At 71.0% G+C, this 17,176-nt stretch carries 12 protein-coding genes; 5 read left to right on the top strand and 7 right to left on the bottom strand.

What is annotated here, in order from left to right; translation table 11 throughout:
* Window positions 1–351: 351 nt before the first annotated feature.
* Together KBX43_RS17905 and KBX43_RS17900 are read right to left on the bottom strand one after the other, a co-directional pair.
* Entirely contained in the window at window positions 352–1,323 is a 972-nt protein-coding gene (locus KBX43_RS17905) for a helix-turn-helix transcriptional regulator (RefSeq protein WP_280841843.1), read from the bottom strand.
* Between the two features lie 248 nt (window positions 1,324–1,571).
* A complete protein-coding gene (locus KBX43_RS17900) occupies window positions 1,572–2,408 on the bottom strand; it encodes an N-acetylmuramoyl-L-alanine amidase (protein ID WP_209960855.1) in 837 nt (278 codons plus the stop codon).
* 1,235 nt (window positions 2,409–3,643) lie between these two features.
* Between KBX43_RS17900 and KBX43_RS17895 the strand changes: the two genes are divergently transcribed.
* Complete coding sequence (locus tag KBX43_RS17895; protein WP_209960858.1) at window positions 3,644–5,377, top strand: hypothetical protein; 1,734 nt, start codon at window positions 3,644–3,646, stop codon at window positions 5,375–5,377.
* A gap of 162 nt (window positions 5,378–5,539) precedes the next feature.
* Window positions 5,540–5,755 carry a hypothetical protein gene (locus tag KBX43_RS17890; protein ID WP_064447312.1) on the top strand — a complete coding sequence of 72 codons (216 nt, stop codon included), beginning with the start codon at window positions 5,540–5,542 and terminating at the stop codon, window positions 5,753–5,755.
* 121 nt (window positions 5,756–5,876) lie between these two features.
* Here the strand turns inward: KBX43_RS17890 and KBX43_RS17885 are convergent, their stop codons facing one another.
* From KBX43_RS17885 to KBX43_RS17870, 4 genes are all read right to left on the bottom strand, one after another.
* Window positions 5,877–7,616: a PQQ-dependent sugar dehydrogenase gene (locus tag KBX43_RS17885; RefSeq protein ID WP_280841842.1), complete on the bottom strand. Its 1,740-nt coding sequence runs from the start codon at window positions 7,614–7,616 to the stop codon at window positions 5,877–5,879.
* A gap of 27 nt (window positions 7,617–7,643) precedes the next feature.
* On the bottom strand, window positions 7,644–8,705 hold the full coding sequence (locus KBX43_RS17880; protein WP_210885677.1) for an SMP-30/gluconolactonase/LRE family protein: 1,062 nt from the start codon (window positions 8,703–8,705) through the stop codon (window positions 7,644–7,646).
* Window positions 8,706–8,995: 290 nt separating this feature from the next.
* Window positions 8,996–9,637, bottom strand: a complete 642-nt coding sequence (gene wrbA, locus KBX43_RS17875; protein WP_064447314.1) for an NAD(P)H:quinone oxidoreductase — start codon at window positions 9,635–9,637, stop codon at window positions 8,996–8,998.
* A gap of 48 nt (window positions 9,638–9,685) precedes the next feature.
* Window positions 9,686–12,961 carry a BTAD domain-containing putative transcriptional regulator gene (locus KBX43_RS17870; protein ID WP_247677487.1) on the bottom strand — a complete coding sequence of 1,092 codons (3,276 nt, stop codon included), beginning with the start codon at window positions 12,959–12,961 and terminating at the stop codon, window positions 9,686–9,688.
* Between the two features lie 165 nt (window positions 12,962–13,126).
* Here KBX43_RS17870 and KBX43_RS17865 point away from each other — a divergent pair, with 165 nt between their 5' ends.
* Both KBX43_RS17865 and ygiD read left to right on the top strand, forming a co-directional pair.
* Window positions 13,127–14,350, top strand: coding sequence for an MFS transporter (locus tag KBX43_RS17865; RefSeq protein WP_210885674.1), 1,224 nt, complete (start codon window positions 13,127–13,129; stop codon window positions 14,348–14,350).
* Between the two features lie 129 nt (window positions 14,351–14,479).
* Complete coding sequence (ygiD, locus tag KBX43_RS17860) at window positions 14,480–15,325, top strand: 4,5-DOPA dioxygenase extradiol (RefSeq protein ID WP_210885671.1); 846 nt, start codon at window positions 14,480–14,482, stop codon at window positions 15,323–15,325.
* A gap of 74 nt (window positions 15,326–15,399) precedes the next feature.
* Here the strand turns inward: ygiD and KBX43_RS17855 are convergent, their stop codons facing one another.
* The gene (locus KBX43_RS17855; protein WP_210885668.1) at window positions 15,400–16,143 is read right to left on the bottom strand and encodes an alpha/beta fold hydrolase; all 744 of its coding nucleotides are present in this window, start codon (window positions 16,141–16,143) and stop codon (window positions 15,400–15,402) included.
* Window positions 16,144–16,201: 58 nt separating this feature from the next.
* Between KBX43_RS17855 and KBX43_RS17850 the strand changes: the two genes are divergently transcribed.
* Complete coding sequence (locus KBX43_RS17850) at window positions 16,202–17,158, top strand: YafY family protein (protein WP_210885665.1); 957 nt, start codon at window positions 16,202–16,204, stop codon at window positions 17,156–17,158.
* Window positions 17,159–17,176: the final 18 nt, after the last annotated feature.

The raw sequence follows: 17,176 nt of genomic DNA, 5'->3' as shown, positions 1-17,176 counted from the left end.
GGCGCGTCTCGGATGCGTCAGACGGCAAGGTCAATAGCCCAGTGAAGGTTCGAGACGATGCCCCGGGTCTCGGTGCCGTAGCCGGCGCGGCCACCGGAACGGTCACAGTTCCGCGACGACGACAAGCGCCTTCGTGACCGGCCGACCAGTCCACGTCCAATGGTCTTGGCGATCATCGCCTTGCTTCGGGGCCGGTCAGCCCGCAGAAAACATTGTCATCGGTCACTTCGTGAATCGAGGCACTCAACCGGCATCAGCCCGACACTCCGGTGCCGGGGCCGCCGTCGCCCGGGCGGCGCCGGCACCGTTCAACGACGGACGTCCGCGCCCGGTGACCGGCGGGGGCGGAGTCTACGCCGCAGGACCTGCGTCGACGTCGATCGGCGCGCGTCGACGCGGGGGGTCGTCGAGCATCGCCGCGCCGAGTGGGGTGATCGTGTGCAGCACCGCCTTGCCGATGCGGGTGGTCCTGATCAGCCGGGCGTCGCGCAGCACGGCGGTGTGCTGGCTGATCGATGCCGCGCTCACTCCGACGCGTCTGGCCAGCTCGGAGGTGGTTCGGCCATCGCCTATGGCCTCCAGCACGTCCGCGCGGGTCGGCCCGATGAGGGCGGCGAGGGTGCCCGGCCCGGAGGGCCGCGCCGCGTCCAGGTGCCGGGTCAGGTCGTGTTCGACCGGATACACCAGCACCGGCGTGAGGGTCGGGTCCCGTAGCGTGTCGGGAGTCTTCCAGGACAGGTAGGACGGCACGAGCAGCAGCCCGCGGCCGTTGAGGTGGATCGACTGGGTGGACGGCACATCGACCACGAGCGCCGGCGGCTCCCAGCGCATCATCGGCCGGAAGCTCTTCAGCAGCCCTTCACCGCCGTGCTCCAGCAGCACCCGCGCCCGCCGTGCCCGGTCGGCGTCCACGTGCGCCCGTGCCTCTGCCCAGAACGGGGCGACCGCGACCGCGAACTGTGACCGCATCGCGCCGGCCAGGCGGCCGAGCACCTCGCCGTCGCCATCGGCGAGGCGCCGCATCCAGGACGGCAGCGGCCCACCAAGGCGGGCGAGCTGCTCCATTTCGGCGCGGAGCCGGGCCGTCGGAGTGCGTAGCAGGGCCTCGATCGCGTGCGGCAGACCGAGCCCACCTTCGGCCGGGGTCAGGAAATCCGGATAGTAGGCACCGTTCACCAGGGGCCGGAGCATCTCCAGATCGGCGGGTCGCATGGCTGGCACGGCCCGCCGGCGCCAGCGCCCGAAGGTCGCCGCCGGCCCCGGGCGGTCGAGGCGGAACACGCTGAAGACCGTCTCCCACATCGGATCGGGTGCTGCGGCCACGCGGACCCGCCCGAGATCCTCCGCCGTAAAATAGATGCGCAACGAGGCTCCCGAAGACGCATGTAAATGCCGTGAGCTCGCGGCAGTTTAGCCTTGGAATATCGGAGCGCGCCACTGTCGTACCGCAGGGTGCGATTCGCGCTTCGTTTACCTTCGAGGTGATTGTCTCGGTACCGTGCCACGAAACGTCACCTCGGGCGCGTCTCCGGTTCGCTGGCGTTGCCGCACGGCGGTCGCTGGCACCGCCGTCAGCCGACGAACGCGGAGCGACGCGGGTCGGCCAGCACGGCCGCGATCTCCTGGCGCAGGTCGCCCAGTATCCCGCTGAGCACTCCGCCCGGGCACTCCGTCGGCCCCCAGTCCTGATGCCCCGCGATCGCGGGTACGCTGCGGCGGAGGCCGCTTATCGGATTGACGTAGGTCACGCTGGCCAGCGGATCGACGTGGCACCAACCGGTCAGGGCGGCGAGCAACAGGGTGAGGCTGCGCCGCGCAGCCGCCGTCGGTTCGCGCGCCACGAAGGTCCCGAGCAGGACGACACCCACGTTCCCCGCGTTGTAGCCGCCCACGTGCGAGCCGTTCACCATCCAACCGGCCGGGTCGAAACCGGGCAGCACGTCCCCGCCGGAGCGCCGGCCTTCGTAGACCCGGCCTGCCTCGTCGACGAGGAAGTGGTAGCCGAAGTCGCCGTAGCCGAGGTCGATCGCCTGGTAGCGGTATATGGCGCGCATCCGCGCAGCCGGATCAGGATCGTCGTTGCCGGTGGCGGTGTGGTGAACGGTGAACGTCTGCACCGGCCAGAACGTGGGTGGGTACTTTTCCACGCCGGCGGCGTCGAACCGCAGTGACTCGTCGGCGCCCCAGGCGGCACGGCTCAGGAAGGGCAGCCCCGCCAGCCGGGAGCGTTCTGACACCTCGGCGGACGCGGGCCGCAGGGCCGGGCCGTCGGTGCCGTTGAGGACGACCGCCCGGCTGCCGGTCGGCAGGTCGAGGTCGACGGCCGGAGCGTTGGGTACGGTGACGAAGGCCAGTTGCTCGGTCGCGGGCGCGGCGTCGCCCGCGCCGGCCGGGCAGCCGCCGGGCACCGAGGCCCACCGGCTCCACGCCCCCGACCGGTCGGCGGAGCGCCACCGTGCCGTCGAGCCGGCCGGCGACCGCAGGGCAACGACCTGGGCGTCGAACCCAGGCCGAACGGTTCCGCTCCGCAGCGGCCTTGTCGCTAACGTCCGTGGAGCCGGGGCACGGTCGGACGTCGCGGCGCCGGCGCGTGCGGGTTGTGGCGTGGCCAGGACGGTTGCCGCCCCAACACCGGCACCGAGCGCGCCGAGGAGGGTTCGCCGGACGAGGCCGCCGACTGTTGGCGTCTCGACGTCAGGACGATCGGTAGGCACGATTCCTTCCCTTCGTCCGCAGTGCACATGTGTACGACAGGCATCGTGAATTCCGTCGACGCGCCGCGGCAATTCCTTTCAGCGCAGCCTTAAAGGATCGGACAGCGCCGCAGAATTGGTGCCTGAGGTAAGCGCCGGCGGCACGGGATGCCGTCAAGTGCCGGTCGGATGTCTCGATCGAACCGTCCCGGATGTCACCGTGCTGTTCAGGTAACAACTTCCGGCGAGAGACCAGGATTTTCATGGGTTTTGCGAGGCGTTCACCGGCTGCGGTGGAGTCGGTGCTCCGGAGCCGAAGATCGAGGTGGCGGGCCGTCCTGCGTACCGTCGTGGCGGCGGCTGCGCTGGGCGTCATGGGTGGCCCGACCGGCCGGTCCGTCGCGGCCGAACCGCCGGCACCTGCGGCGCACGCGGCGCCCGACTCCCACACCGGCCGCGAGACGCCCGCCCGCCACCTGCTGCGGATACATGCCGCTGCTGGCGGGGCGCCGACGTGATCGTCACCGGTCGAGGCAACGGGCCGTGGGAGCGGATCGGGAGCAGTTGAGCCCAGCGGTCGCTGAGCGGGCGTTGGCGTCAACGTAAGACGGCTTGGCTAAGCGGCCACGGTATCTGACGCACGACGTACAGGGGGCCGATGAGCGGATGCGTGGGGACCGGCGACGCAGTGTTTCTGGGAATGAGCGCCGCCTTGTACGCGCGGATCGGCGTTGCGATTGCGTCGAATGTCGTTATATCTGCGTCTTCGCAGAACTTCATGGCATCCGCGAGACCGTATCGACCTTCTTCTTCTTTCCTCTGGCTCCTGGTAGAAGTGCGACATGCCCTCACGGCGTGTCACGTCACTGGTGGATGAGAGCGGATCGCGACGTGCTCAGTGCGGGCACACAGCTGGTCACGGCAACTCGTCGTCCAGCACTGGAGGTGTGATGAGCGAACCTGCCGAGGTCGATCGCCTGCTCAGCGCCGCCGACGAGATCACCGCGCGGGCCGGTCTCGGCCCGGACACCCGGGCGGCCGTTGAGCGGGCGGTTGCCGCTGCCCGTGGTCTGGGCGATCCGGGGCGTCTGCTGCATGCTCTCGGCCGCGCCACTCTGAACCTCTCTCAGGAACGGCTCGCCGATGGCGGTGACGTCACTGATCTGCGGGAACAGGCCGAGGAGGTCATCGCGCTCGCCGGCGATCTGCTCTCCGATCCGGACTGGCATGCCGACGCCGTGGTCCGCACCGTGCAGGCGGGGCAGATCCTGGCCGGCATCGGGCTCGTCGATCGCGGGCGCGATGTCGTCGAACGGGTGTGGCGGTTGGTCGCGCCCCGGCCCGCCGACGGCCTCGACGCCCGCCGCGCTCGGACCGCGGCACTGACTGGGCTGGTCACCCTGAGACTCGAGACGGACCCATCCGTCCTGGGACCGTTGGCCGCCGAGATGGTCGACCTGCAGCGTGGGCTCGCCCGCGACACCGGCGAAGCGGCCGCCGTGATCGACCTGGCGGACGCCCTTGGAATCTTCGCGCGGGTCGCCAGCGCTCTGGGGCGGCCGGACCTGATGCGGGTGGCGCTGACTGAACAGTACTCACTGGAACAGATGTTCCAGGGTTCCGGAGCGCAGAAGCGACTAGAACGGACCGAGGCGTCGCTGGCGCAGCTGCAACAAGCCGCGCCGGAAAACCTGGTGGTGCCCGACTCGGGCGCATGGCGGGTCCGCCGCTCCTACCTGGATCTGCTGGCCCAGCCCGCACCATCCGGCGTTACCGCCGGCGGGTTCGCGGCTCGGCTGGCGGCGGAGTCGCGGGTGACCGGCCGTGCACCCGGCAACCGCCCGCCCGCTGACCCGTCGGTGATCGCCGATTGTGCCGCCCGGCTCGATCAAGGTATCTCTCTGGCCGACGCGGATCAGATCATCGAAGCCGACCGCGTCCTCGCCGAGCTCGCCGACGAGTTGAGCCTGTACGACGGGGCGACGTCGGACCCGGCCCGGCGGGACGTCCGGCGCCTCTGGTCCGCAGCCCTCTACCAGCGGGCGATGCTCCGGCACCGGATCGGCCACTGCGACGACGCCTGGGACCTTGCCTGGCTGTCCGTGGTCGTTGCCGTCCGGCGGCACGAGGGCCTGCTACGCGGGACCACCACCGAGCGGGAGGCGCTGGCTGACGCGGTCACCCACATGGTCGACGCCGCCGTCGTCGCGGAAGCCACCGGACGTCACGAAGACCAGATCATGCTGCTGTCGGAGGTCATCGACCGCTGCGCGGACGCGGAGGCGGCCTACCCACGGCTGCGCCGAATCCTCGGCACGGCCCTGCACAATCTCGCCTCCGCGCTGCTCGAACGCCGGCAGACAGCGACGGCGGCGCCCCTGGCCGAACATGCCTACGCGATCCGTCATGAGCTGGCCGTGCTGGACCAGCGCGCAGCCTGGGAGTACGCGAACACACTGCTGCTCACCGCCGCGCTCGCCGTCGACCGTCAGGACTGGCGAATCGCCGTCGAACGTCTCAGCGCAGCTGGGCGGCTGCTGGTTGCCTTACGGACGTACCCGGAAGCGATGGCCGGATACGCAGGACAGCTCGCCATCGAGGTCAGCACCCGGGCGCCCGAGCTGGTGGATCGGGCCCGTGCCGCCGGCACCTGGCCGTATCAGACTTGGACCCCTCAGGCGTAGCGCCGCCCGTTCGGCAAGAGACCTCGCCCATGCGCGGGACGCCAAGCTCTGTCCCAGTTTGACGCGAGCCTCGGTAGGGAAGTTTCGCGGACACCTCGATGAAGGAGGGGGTATGGAGACGTCCGCTAGCGTCGGGCGCAGTTATCGACAGCCGACAAGGCCATGCGTGGCGGCACCTGCTGCAGCGCCACCGCCGAGGGGGCGAGCCTAATGGCTCGCGTCGGTCGCTACGGGATCCCGAGGTTCGTGTGGTCCCTGATCTGGCTCGTCGTCTGCATCTTGATCGTCATCCTGTTGGCCCTGGTCATTCACCACTTCGGAGGCGCCTCTCTGTCGCTCAAGCTCGGCCACTTCTACCTGAACGTCGGCGTCACCTGACTTGCCACCTCGTCGACACTCCGGCGGCGGTCCGCTGCAGTACTGGCCCGGACCGCTCGGAGGGTGCCCGCGCGACGCGGGCACCCTCCGGGGCCGGCGGTGCCGGATTCCCGGCTCGCCCTCAGCTCGTGGGGCTGGACGCCGCCCCGCCGAGGGTCACCTTGAGGATCTTCTCGTTGCTGTTGTTCGGGGTGCTGTCCTTGTCCCCGCCGGTGCTCGTGGTCAGCCACAGGTTGCCGTCGAGGGTCGGTTCGACGGTGCGCAGCCGGAAGTACGTCCCGACGAAATACTGCTGGACGTTGGTGAGCGTGTCGCCGCTGATCTCCGCACGGTACATCCGGTTGCCACGCAGGCAGGCGATGTAGAGCACGTCCCGGACGATCGCGATGCCGCTGCACGAGGCCTCGGCCACCGGGTACGTCCGGATCGGGGCCCTGAAGCTCGGGTTGGCGCAGTCACCGGAGGTGCCTTCGCAGGCGGGCCAGCCGTAGTTGCCGCCCTTGACGATGATGTTGGTCTCGTCCATGACGTTGTTGCCGAACTCCTGCTCGAAGAGCCGGCCCTGGGAGTCGAAGGCGAGGCCCTGCGGGTTGCGGTGGCCGTAGCTCCACACGTGGTTGCCGAAGGGGTTGTCCGCCGGCACCGTGCCGTCGGGGTTGAGCCGCAGCACCTTGCCGCCGAGATTGTTGGTGTCCTGGGCCACGTCGGGGTTCTGTCCGTCGCCGGTGGCGGCGTAGAGCTTGCCGTCGGGGCCGAAGCGCAGCCGGCCGCCGTTGTGGTACTTGTTGCGCGGGATCCCGGTGACGAGCACCTGCCTGGTGCCGGTCTGCAGCGTGCCGTCGTAGCGGATGCGCACGATCCGGTTGTCGGTCGTGGTGGTGTGGTAGATGTACAGCCAGCGGTCGGTGGTGAAGGTGGCCGAGACGGCCAGCCCGAGCACGCCGCCCTCGCCGCTGGTGCCGGCCACGTTCGGCACGGTGCCGATGCTGCGTTTGTCGGTGCCGTCCGGGTTCATGGCGACGATGTCGAACAGGTCGCGCCGGCCGTAGAGGACCGTGCCGTCGGGCAGTTGCACAAGGCCCCAGGGCAGGTCCTTCTCGGTGGTGACCACCGTGGCGCCGCACACCGGGCTCGTGCACCCCGTGCCGGTGTGCGCGGTGACCGCGGCGCTCGTCCCCGAGACATTGCCCTGGGCGTCGCGGGCGGTCACCGTGTACCGGTAGTCGGTGTCGGGCGTCAGCCCGGTGTCGGTGAACGTGGTCGCCGGTGGGTTGCCGCCGGTGCCGGTGGTGGAGCCGACGGCCGTACCGTTGCGCAGGATCGTGTAGCCGGTGACCGCGACGTTGTCGGTGGAGGCCGACCAGGTGAGGGTCACGGCTGTGCCGTTCACCGTCGCGGCCAGGTTGGTCGGCGTGCTGGGCGGAGTCGTGTCCTGCTGGCAGAACGGCGGGGTGACCGAGAGCGTGGAGCTGGCCTGCGAGACGTTGCCGGCGGCGTCGCGGGCGTTGACGTACCAGCCCCAGGTGACACCCTGCACGACGCTGAGCGTGGCGGTCAGCGTCCGTCCCGAGACCGAGGTGACGAGCTGGCCGTCGTGGTAGATGTCGTAGAAGGCGACGCCGACGTTGTCCCGGGACGCGTACCAGGAAAGCGTGACGGACTGGCAGGTCAGCCGGCTGCTGCGCAGGCCGGTCGGCCGGGTGGGCGGGCTGGTGTCGGCGGCGAGCCGGGCCGCCGGCCGGCTGCCGGCCGCCGGCGCGGCCGCCGCGGCGTTTGCGGGTACGCCGGCCAGGACGGTGCCGGCGCAGATCAGCAGGGCGAGCGGTACGCGGTGTCGGAGCTGGTGAGGATGGGTCCGCACGGGTGCTTTCCTTCCCGGGGTTCTTGGTCAGTACGGGTAGCCGGGGACGTTGAGCCGGATGCTGTACAGGCCGGAGTCGTTCGTCCGGCCGGAGGTGATGTAGAGGGTCTGCCGGTCGGGTCCGCCGAACGCCACGTTCGTGGTGCCGGCGCCGCCGGAGCGGATCGTGCCGAGCTGCGCGCCTGAGGGCGAGTAGACGTGGATCAGCCCGTCCGAGCCGGAGGCCCAGTACACGTTGCCGGCGCAGTCGACGGTGACGCCGTCGGGACCGCCGAGGTAGTTGACGAAGACGCTGCGGGCGCCGGTGCTGCCGTCGGGCTGGACGACGTACTTGTAGATCTTGTTCTCGGAGTAGGCACCCACGTAGAGGGTGCCGCCGTCCGGGGAGAGCGCGATGCCGTTGGGTTGCCGCAGCCGGTCGTCCACCAGCGAGACCTGGCCGCCGGAGACGCGGAAGACACTGGTACGTCCGCTCATCTGGTCGGGTCGGTTGCCGCGCTGGAAGTTGGGGTCGGTGAAGTAGACGACGCCGTCGGAGCGGACCGTGACGTCGTTCGGTGAGTTGAACGCCCGGCCCTGGTAGTCGGCGGCGACGGTGCTGCGGGTCCGGTCGCTCAGCCGGTACGCGGAGACGTTCCGCTGGTCGTGGGTGGCGGCGATGATCTGCTGGGCGTCGGGGCTGAGTGCCAGGCCGTTGCTGCCGGAGTCGGCGATGAAGGTGTCGAAGGTTGAAGGCGGGGTGAATCGGCGGATCGTGGAGGGCTGCACGTTGTACGGCCCGGTGCCCGCGGCCATGTCGGACATCAGCAGGTAGCCGCCGTCGGCGATCCAGACCGGTCCTTCGAGGAACGAGAACCCGCTCTGGATCTTCGTCGCGGACACGGAGCCGGCCGGCAGCGGCGGGCCGTACCCGGTGCCGCCCGGGCAGACCCCGGGGGGCGCGCCGGGCGGCCCGGCGAGCGGGTAGGTGTGAACGTTCACATGAGCGGCGCGCCGAGGTGCCGGGGGCGCGGCGCCGGCGGGGCCTGGTGCGGTGGTGAGCGCGAGGCACAGGCCGGTGAGTGCGGCGATGGTTGGACGCCAGGTCATCGGGTACTCCAATCGGGGTCGGTGAATGCGAGGCCTGGCTGCCTGGACCGGCCCCGGCTGCCGACACCTGCTATTGATTGGTATCGATGTATTCGGATGCAGCTTAGGCGAGGAAGCGGCGCCCCGCATCAGTTCCCCACGATCGCCTTCGGCGCATGCCCCGAAAGGCGGCCGATGACGTGACCGGGTTGAGCGCGGACACCCCGTACACCTTCTGCCGATGTTCGACATGACCCGCGCGTCTACTCACGATTCCGTCCCGGTGTCGTACTGCTCCCGCCGCCGGGCTCCTACCCGAGCTTGCTGTCCGCGCGGGCGGCGGCGAGAGCGGCTGCCATCCGGGTCAGGCGTGCGCCCTGGAAGCAGGCCGTCTCGAGGACAGCTCTGGCGTACTCGGGATCCCGGCTGGCGCGGCTCTCCACCTGGCTGACGCCGTACGGGTTTCCGCCGGCGACGTGAGCGGTGTCGTAGTTCAGGTAGCCCGTAGGCAGGATGATCGACCCCCAGTGGTGGAAGGTCTGGTAGAGGCTGAGCAGAGTCGCCTCCTGGCCGCCGTGCTCCTCGTAGCTGGCGGTGAAACCGGTCGCCGGCTTGTCGGCCAGTTCCTCCGCCTGCCATGGGCCGGTCGTGGTGTCGAGAAACTGGCGCAGCTGAGAGCAGATGTTCCCGAAACGGGTCGGCGTGCCGAAGGCGTACCCGTTGGCCCACCGGAGGTCGTCCAGGGTGGCGACCGGAATGTCGCCAGTGGCGTCGAGGTGGGCTCGCCACTGCGGCTTGGCATCAATGACGTGCTCCGGCGCCAACTCTGCCACCCGGCGCAGGCGGACCTCCGCGCCGGCGTCCGCGGCTCCGTCGACAAATGCCTGCGCGAGCCGGTGCACGGTGCCGGTGGCGGAGTAGTAGATGACGGCGATCCTGGCATCGGTATGCATGCTGCCTCCTGGGTCGGCTCGGTACTCGGTCAACCGTGCCGAGCAGGCTTACCGTTCGCTGACCACCCCCTTACCGACGCCGCTGAACGGCTGTTCGTCGAGGTCGAGCTGTGCGCCGCGGCTCATCTCGGCAGCGAGTTCGTCGCTGCCGAGCGCCTCCCGGAGGCGGGCGGTGATGCGCTGGACGTCGTGTTGCTCGCTGGGAGGCAGCGGCGCGCCGGCGGCCTCGCGCAGCGTCCGTGCCGCGGCGAGCAGCCGCGCGGCGGGCCGACTGTCACCGCCGAGGCTGATGGCCCCGGCCAGGCCCTCGAGAGCCAGGGCGACCGCCCGTTGATCACCGGTGGCGCGCGCCGCGTCGAGCGACTCACGGTGGTGGCGCTCGGCGAGGACAGCATCACCGCGGTGCTCCGCGATGAACCCCAACTCGGCCAGCGCGAGCGCGCAGCCCGGCAGGAAGCCGGCACGGCGGTTCCAGCCGAGCAGGTCCCGCTGCCGGGTCTCGGCGGCGTCGAGGTCGCCCCGCCGTCGCGCGATCATTGCCAGGCCCGTGCCGGCGAAGGCGACGGCGGAGGAGCTCGACTGTTCCTGGGCCACCTGTAGCGCGCGGTCGTGACTGACGACGGCCTCGTCGAGGTCGCCTCTCAAAATGGCGAGCCGGCCGATGCATGCCAGCTGCCGGGACACCGACGTCCACAGCCGCAGGTGTTCGGCGATGCGCAACGCCTCCCGGTAGCGCGTGGCGGCGCGATCGTAGTCGCCGTGGATCTCGGCCAGGGTTCCCAACAGGCTCGTCGGATGTACTTGGCCCCAGCGGTCGCCCAGTTGCTCGAACAGCGCCCGGCTGGTCTCGCAGTCACGCTGCGCCGCGGGCAGGTCGCTGCGGAGTACGAGCGCGAGGTCCGCTCGGATGGCGCAGGCGGCAGCGATGCCCCACCGGTCCCCGCCGGCGCGGAACGCCGCCAGCGCCGCGTCGACCAGGACGGCCGCCGCGCCCGGATCTCCGGAGCCGAGCATCATGGAAGCGAACAACCACTGCGCGAACGCCTTCTCCGGCCCCTCGTGGTCCTGGTAGCTCTCCAGGATCCGCTGCCGGGGAGCGGTCGGATCGCCGTCCCGGGTGGCGAGAGCGGTCAGCCACATCTCCGCATGCCGCCGCAGGCCGTCCGGTGCGACGTCGACCTCGCTCCTCGGGACGATGTCCAGCGCCGTTCGCAGTGACCGGCTCACCTCTCCGAACCGACCCCGGAGCAGCCGGTACCAGGACAACGAGGTGGCGAGCGCCAGGCCCACGCGGGCCTGACCGTCAGTGGCGGCGACGTCGAGCGCCGCCCGGAAGTTCGCGTTCTCGGCGTCCAGCTCGCGTAGCGCGCGGCTCTGATCGTGACCACGTAGCCGCCCGGCGGCCTGCTCGGCGAGACGGGCGAAACACGTGACGTAACGGCGACGAGTTGCGGGCAGCTCGGCGGCGCTGTCGAGCTGTTCCAGACCGTAGGCAGCCACCGTCTCCGGCAGCCGAAAGCGTCGCGGACTCTCACCGTGCCGCACCATGACCAGCGACCGGTCGATCAGGCGTGCCAGCACATCGAGGACCTCGTCCGCTGCCACCTGGCCGCCAGCGCACACCTGCTCGGCGGCGGCCAGGGTGGCGCCGTCGGCGAAGACCGCGAGCCGGCGCAGCACCGCGCGTTCGGGAGGCGCCAGCAACTCCCAACTCCAGTCGATCACGGCGCGAAGTCCCTGCTGACGCGGGGGCGCGGTGCGCCGGCCGGATGACAGCAGCCGGAAGCGATCGTCGAGCCGTGCCGCCAGCTCGTCCGGGTCGAGAACGGTCAGACGGGACGCGGCCAGTTCCAGCGCCAGCGGTACGCCGTCGAGCCGCCGGCAGATGACGGCGACCGCGTCCGTGTTCCGCTGATCGACGGTGAACCCCGGCTCGGTGGCGCGGGCGCGGGCTACGAAGAGCCGAACCGCCGGAGCCTCGGCGATCTGCCGCGCGCCGGCTCCGGGCTCCGGCAGGGCCAGCGGCGGCACCGGAATGACGACTTCGCCGGGGATCCCGAGCGGTTCGCGGCTCGTCGCCAGGATGCGCAGTTCGGCCGCGGCGCCGAGAAGTTTCTCGGTCAGTTGAGCGACTGACGCCACCACGTGTTCGCAGTTGTCGAGCAGCAACAGCATCCGCCGACCTCGCAGCGCGGCGACCAGCCGGTCCATCGGCTCGCGGGGTGGTCGATCACCGGGCAGGCCGGGCGGACTGTCGTCTCGGATCTCGAGCGTCGCCGCCACCATGTCGACGATCTCGGTGCGGGTCGCGTGGTCGCCGCTGTACGGCCGGCCGGCCAGCTCGACGAGCCACACTCCAGCGGGGAACGTGTCACCCAGCACCCGAGCGGCCTCGATCGCCAACCTGCTCTTTCCCACCCCACCCAGACCGGTCAGGGTCACCAGCCGCTCGTTCGTCAGCCGCTCCCGTACCGCCTCGACAGCCGCGTCGCGCCCGATCAGTCCGCCGTACGGACCCGGCGACAGAGGCGCCGGCAGGTTGGTTCGGGCCGGAGCCGACGCCGGTGCCGGCGGCTGGAGGGCGGGATCCTGGCGCAGGATCGCCCCGTGCAGCTCGACCAACTCTCTGCCGGGATCGACACCGAGTTCGTCGCGCGCCTGCCGACGGAACTGCTCGTAGGCGAACAGCGCCTCATGCTGCCGTCCCGAGCCGTACAGGGCGCGCAGGTGCGCGGCCCGTAGTCGCTCACGCCACGGGTGGCCTGCGACCAGGTCGGTCAGTTCCCCGGCGAGCAGGTGGTGCTGCCCAAGATCGAGCCGGGCCTCGGCCAGTTCCTCCAGCGCGGTCAGGCGCTGGTCGTTGAGCCGATCGACCGCCTGGCGGACGAATCGCTCGTCACTGAAGTCGGCGTACGGGGAACCGCGCCACAGCGACAGAGCCTCCGTCAGCGTCGCCGCCCGCACAGCGGGCTCCCGCTGCGCGCCCGAACGTAGCAACAGAGCGGCGAAGCGACCGGCGTCGACCGATTCCGACGACGTCCGCAGCCGGTAGCCGGCCTCACCGGACTCGACCAGCGCACGGCCACCCGCCTCGCCCGCCTCCAGGGCACGCCGCAACTGCGACACCTTGGTCTGGAGCGCCCCGAGCGCGTTGCCCGGCGCCTCGTCACCCCAGAGATCTTCGATCAGCCGGTCGGCGGTCACCGGGCGCCCCTCGTGAACCAGCAGGTCAGCCAGCAGACCACGCACTTTGAGGCCGGGCACGGCGACAGGTGTGCCGTCCGACGTCCACACCGCAACGTCGCCCAGCACTCCGAACCTCATCGCTTCACACTAGCCAGCCGGCTGTCCCGCCCCGCGAAGGTCCGCCGGCCGTCGGTCTGCTCGGCGGGAAGCGACGCGGGGTCACCGACGCGTACGTCAGCCGGCCATCAGCCGACGGTAAGGAGCCCCGGGAAGGCTGAACCGAGCCGACACCGGAGGAACGACATGGATCAGCTACAGCGGCGCCGAGCCGCTCGCCGCGACAGGCAACTCGCACCGGGGCGGGTGGCCACACCCTGGCTCGCCCTGCTGGCCGGTCCGCTGTCGTTCGGGATTGCCGCACCGGCACTGCTGCTCGACGACCTGGCGCGCGCGACGGGTAGTGGGGAACAGGCCGCGGCCGCCGGTGTGACCGCCTTCGGCTGGGGGATCGCGTTGGGGACGCCGCTGTTGGCGGCGCTGCTCGCCCGTCGCGGCGTACGAGCGGCCCTGACCGTCGCGTCCGCGCTGGTGGCAGCGGGGACGCTCATCCTCGTGCTGATCCCGAGCGTGTCGGCGATGGTGGCCGGTGCGGCGGTGCAGGGACTGGGGTCTGCCGGCCTCACCGTGACCGCGATGAAACTGGCCGACTCGGCCCGGCAGATGGGCGTGGTCGCCGCGTCGCTGGCGGTCGTCGGGGCCACCGGTCCGCTGACCGGCGCACTGATCGCCGACCTCTCCTCGTGGCAGGCGGCGCTGGCGTTGCCGCTGCTGGCGGTGCTCGCCGTGCCCGCGACTCGCCGCGGCACCACCGCACCGGACGCGGCGCCGGCGCCGTTCGACTTCTTCGGGATGACCATCCTGGCCATGCTGGTCACCGCAGCCGTCCTCATTCCGCACCGGCCGCTGGTGGCCGGCCCGGCCACCGTCGTGCTGCTGCCTCTGCTGGTGGCCTGGACCAAGGTCCGCCCGGACGGCTTCCTGCCTGCTGCGGTGGCACGGAACGGCCGGTTCCTCGCGGCGTGCGCGCTGGCCTTCGCGCTGGGAGCGGGGAACTTCGCCCTGCTCTACGCCGCGCCGGACCTGCTGCGACAGCACGCGGGATGGGCAGGCACCCAGAGCGGGCTCGTGCTGCTGGCGCCGTACCTGATCGGCGGCATCTGCTCCGGGTTCCTGGTCGCGGCATCCGTGCGAGTGCCACGCCGCGTCGCGGTCGCCATGTTGCTCCTCACCGGCGCCGCCGCGCTGCTGCTGGCGACGGTCACCACCGCTGTACCGCTGCTGCTTGCGGCGATGACGCTCGGTTCCTTGGCCGCCGCGACCGGCCAAGGCGTACTCGCCCTGCACGCGGCCGGCGTCGTTTCCGGCTCCCACCGGGCCGAAGCACTGGGCCTGTTCAACCTCGCCTATCTGCTCAGCGTCGCGATCGGACCAGCCATCGCCGTGGCGCTCTCCCATCCGACCGCCTGATCACCCCACGTCACGTCGCGGTCGGCACTATCGTGACATTCAGGTCCGGCGGGCCGCGCCGTACGATCCGGTCCTCCACGGAGGGAAGTCCACGTGCCTTCAGACGTACATCCGGCCCGGGATGTGTTGATGCCCGCGGCGTTCCTGGGCCACGGCAACCCGATGAACGCCCTCGAGGTCAACCGGTACACCTCCGCGTGGAGAGCCTTCGGCGCCGCGGTGCCGCGTCCCCGCGCGATCCTGGTGGTCAGCGCCCATTGGTACATCAACGCCACGGCCGTCACCGCGATGCCCCGGCCGAGGACCATCCACGACTTCTACGGGTTTCCGCAGGAGCTGTTCGAGGTGCAGTACCCGGCGCCGGGGCTGCCCGAGCTGGCTGAGGAGGTCAGTGACGTCGTCCATCCGACCTGGGTCGGGGCGGACGTCGACAGCTGGGGCATCGACCATGGCACCTGGTCGGTGCTGATGCACGCCTTTCCGGACGCGACGATTCCCGTCGTCCAGCTCAGCATCAACGCCGACAAGCCGATGGACTACCACCTTCAACTCGGCGCCCGGCTCGCTCCACTGCGTCGGCGCGGCGTGCTGATCGTGGCGAGCGGCAATGTCGTGCACAACCTGCGCGGCATGGACTGGACGCTGACCGACGACGGCTTCGACTGGGCGCGACGCTTCGACGAGGACGCCAAGGCCCGGATGTTGACCGATCCGGGCGAGTACGCGACCCTCGACGCCCACGGGGACTTCCGCCGTGCGGTACCGACACCGGATCACTTCATCCCGGCGTTGTATCTCGCCGGTCTGGCCGCCGCCATGGACACCCCCGACACCGAGGTCCTCGTCGACGGCTACGCCTACGGCTCGTTGTCCATGACGGCCTACACCCTGGGCATGTCCTGTCCAGCGGCTGCCGGCCGGGGCGGATCCCCGCAGCCACCGCCCGGGCTGCCGCCGGACGGCTCCAACATCTGAGTACCGGCTGTGTTCGATGGTTCCCCATGTTTGTGCCCGGGTGACCTGGGGCGCGGTCGCCCGGGCACCGCGGGCTACACCGTCGGCCTGGCGTCGTGCAGGATCCGGGCCAGCTCGGCCGGTCGGCTGAGCATCGGCCAGTGCCATGTCGGCAGTTCCTCGTACCGCCACGAATCGCCGGCCATGTGCCGGCACAGCGGCACGGTGGCGGCCATCTCGCGTGCCTGCTCGGCGGTGAAGCTCGACAGCACGCCGAGGCGGGGCAGCTTCTCCCACGCGCCGGTGAGCCGCACCGGGGTGGTGGCAGTCGCCCACGGCTGGGCCACCGACCGCTCATCGAGCAACGCGACGACCGACTCATCCACGTCTGCTGCGCTCGCCGCCAGCCCGGCCCACGGCGGGGGTGGCAGCCACCAGCCGTCGCCGTGTTCGGCCACCATCGCCGCGTTGCGGTCACGCTCCGGGGGTGGGCTGAAGTCCTCGTTCGCCGCCCCGTCGGGCAGCGGGCCGGTGTCGACGAAGACCAGTTGGGCGATGCGGTCGGTCATGCGGTCGGCAACGGCGGTCGTCACGACCGCGCCGGCGTAGCTGTGCCCGACGAGCACCACGTCGTGCAGGTCCTCGTAGCGCAGCAGGTTGACCACGTCGGTGACGTGGACGTCGAGGTCGGTGTCCGGGCGGGCCAGGTGGGCGCGCTCGCCCAGGCCGGTCAGGCTCAGCGGGTACACCTCGTGGCCGTGCCCGCGCAGGGCGGCGGTGACCGGGCGCCAGGCCCATGCGCCGAGCCAGAACCCGGGAACCAGTACGAAGGTCGTCATGCCTGACACGCTACGATCAATACCGGACAGGTTCCGCCCGGATTGGAAGTGGGGATTCGTGACCCGGCCGACCGCGCGCGTACTGGCGTTGCTGGAGATCCTCCAGGCCGGCGGCGGCTTCACCGTCGCCGACCTGGCCGGTCGGCTGGGCGTCGACGAGCGCACGGTCCGCCGCTACGCCGCGCACCTCGCCGACCTGGGCATCCCGGTCGAGGCCCGGCGCGGCCGCTACGGCGGATACCGGCTCGCGCCCGGATACAAGCTGCCGCCACTCATGCTCACCGACGAGGAGGCGGTCGCCGTCATGCTCGGGCTCGTCGCCGCCCGCCGGGCCGGGCTGGTCACCGCCGAAGGCGCGGCCGCCGAGAGCGCGACCGCGAAGATCCGCCGGGTGCTGCCAGCGGTTCTCGCCCGGCGGATCGATTCGCTGCTGGAGACCGTGGACTTCACCGCACGGGTCCGGAAGTCCGCCCCGCCCGGCATCGAGGTGCTGCTGGTGCTCGCGGAAGCGGCCCGGCATCAGCAACCGGTGGACATCACCTACACCGCCTGGCGTGGCGAGGCCGGCGAGCGCCGGCTCGACCCGTACGGGCTGGTCTTCCACGCCGGCCGGTGGTACGTCACCGGCCACGACCACAACCGCCGGGCCGTACGGACGTTCCGGCTCGACCGCATCGGGACCGCCCGCCCCACCCCGGGCAGGTTCGACATCCCGGCCGGCTTCGATCCCACCACGCAGGTACTCACCGGGCTGGCAGCAGTGCCGTACGCACACGACATCTCCGTGGTGCTGCACACCAGCCCGGAGCAGGCGCAGCGACGGATCCCGCCCTCGGTCGGCACGCTCACCGAGGTTCCCGGCGGAGTGCGCCTCACCGCCCGCGCGGAACGGCTCGACGGCGCGGCACAGATGCTCGCCGGGCTCGGCTGGTCGTTCACGATCGAGCGCCCGGACGAACTCAAGAACGAGATACGCGCCCTGGCCGCCGGGCTGCTCACCGACACCGACGCCTGATCGGGCACTCACCCCGCG

This window comes from Micromonospora sp. C41 (genome assembly GCF_018070485.1).
GTDB lineage: Bacteria > Actinomycetota > Actinomycetes > Mycobacteriales > Micromonosporaceae > Micromonospora > Micromonospora chalcea.
This window is presented reverse-complemented; position numbering and strand designations above follow the sequence as displayed.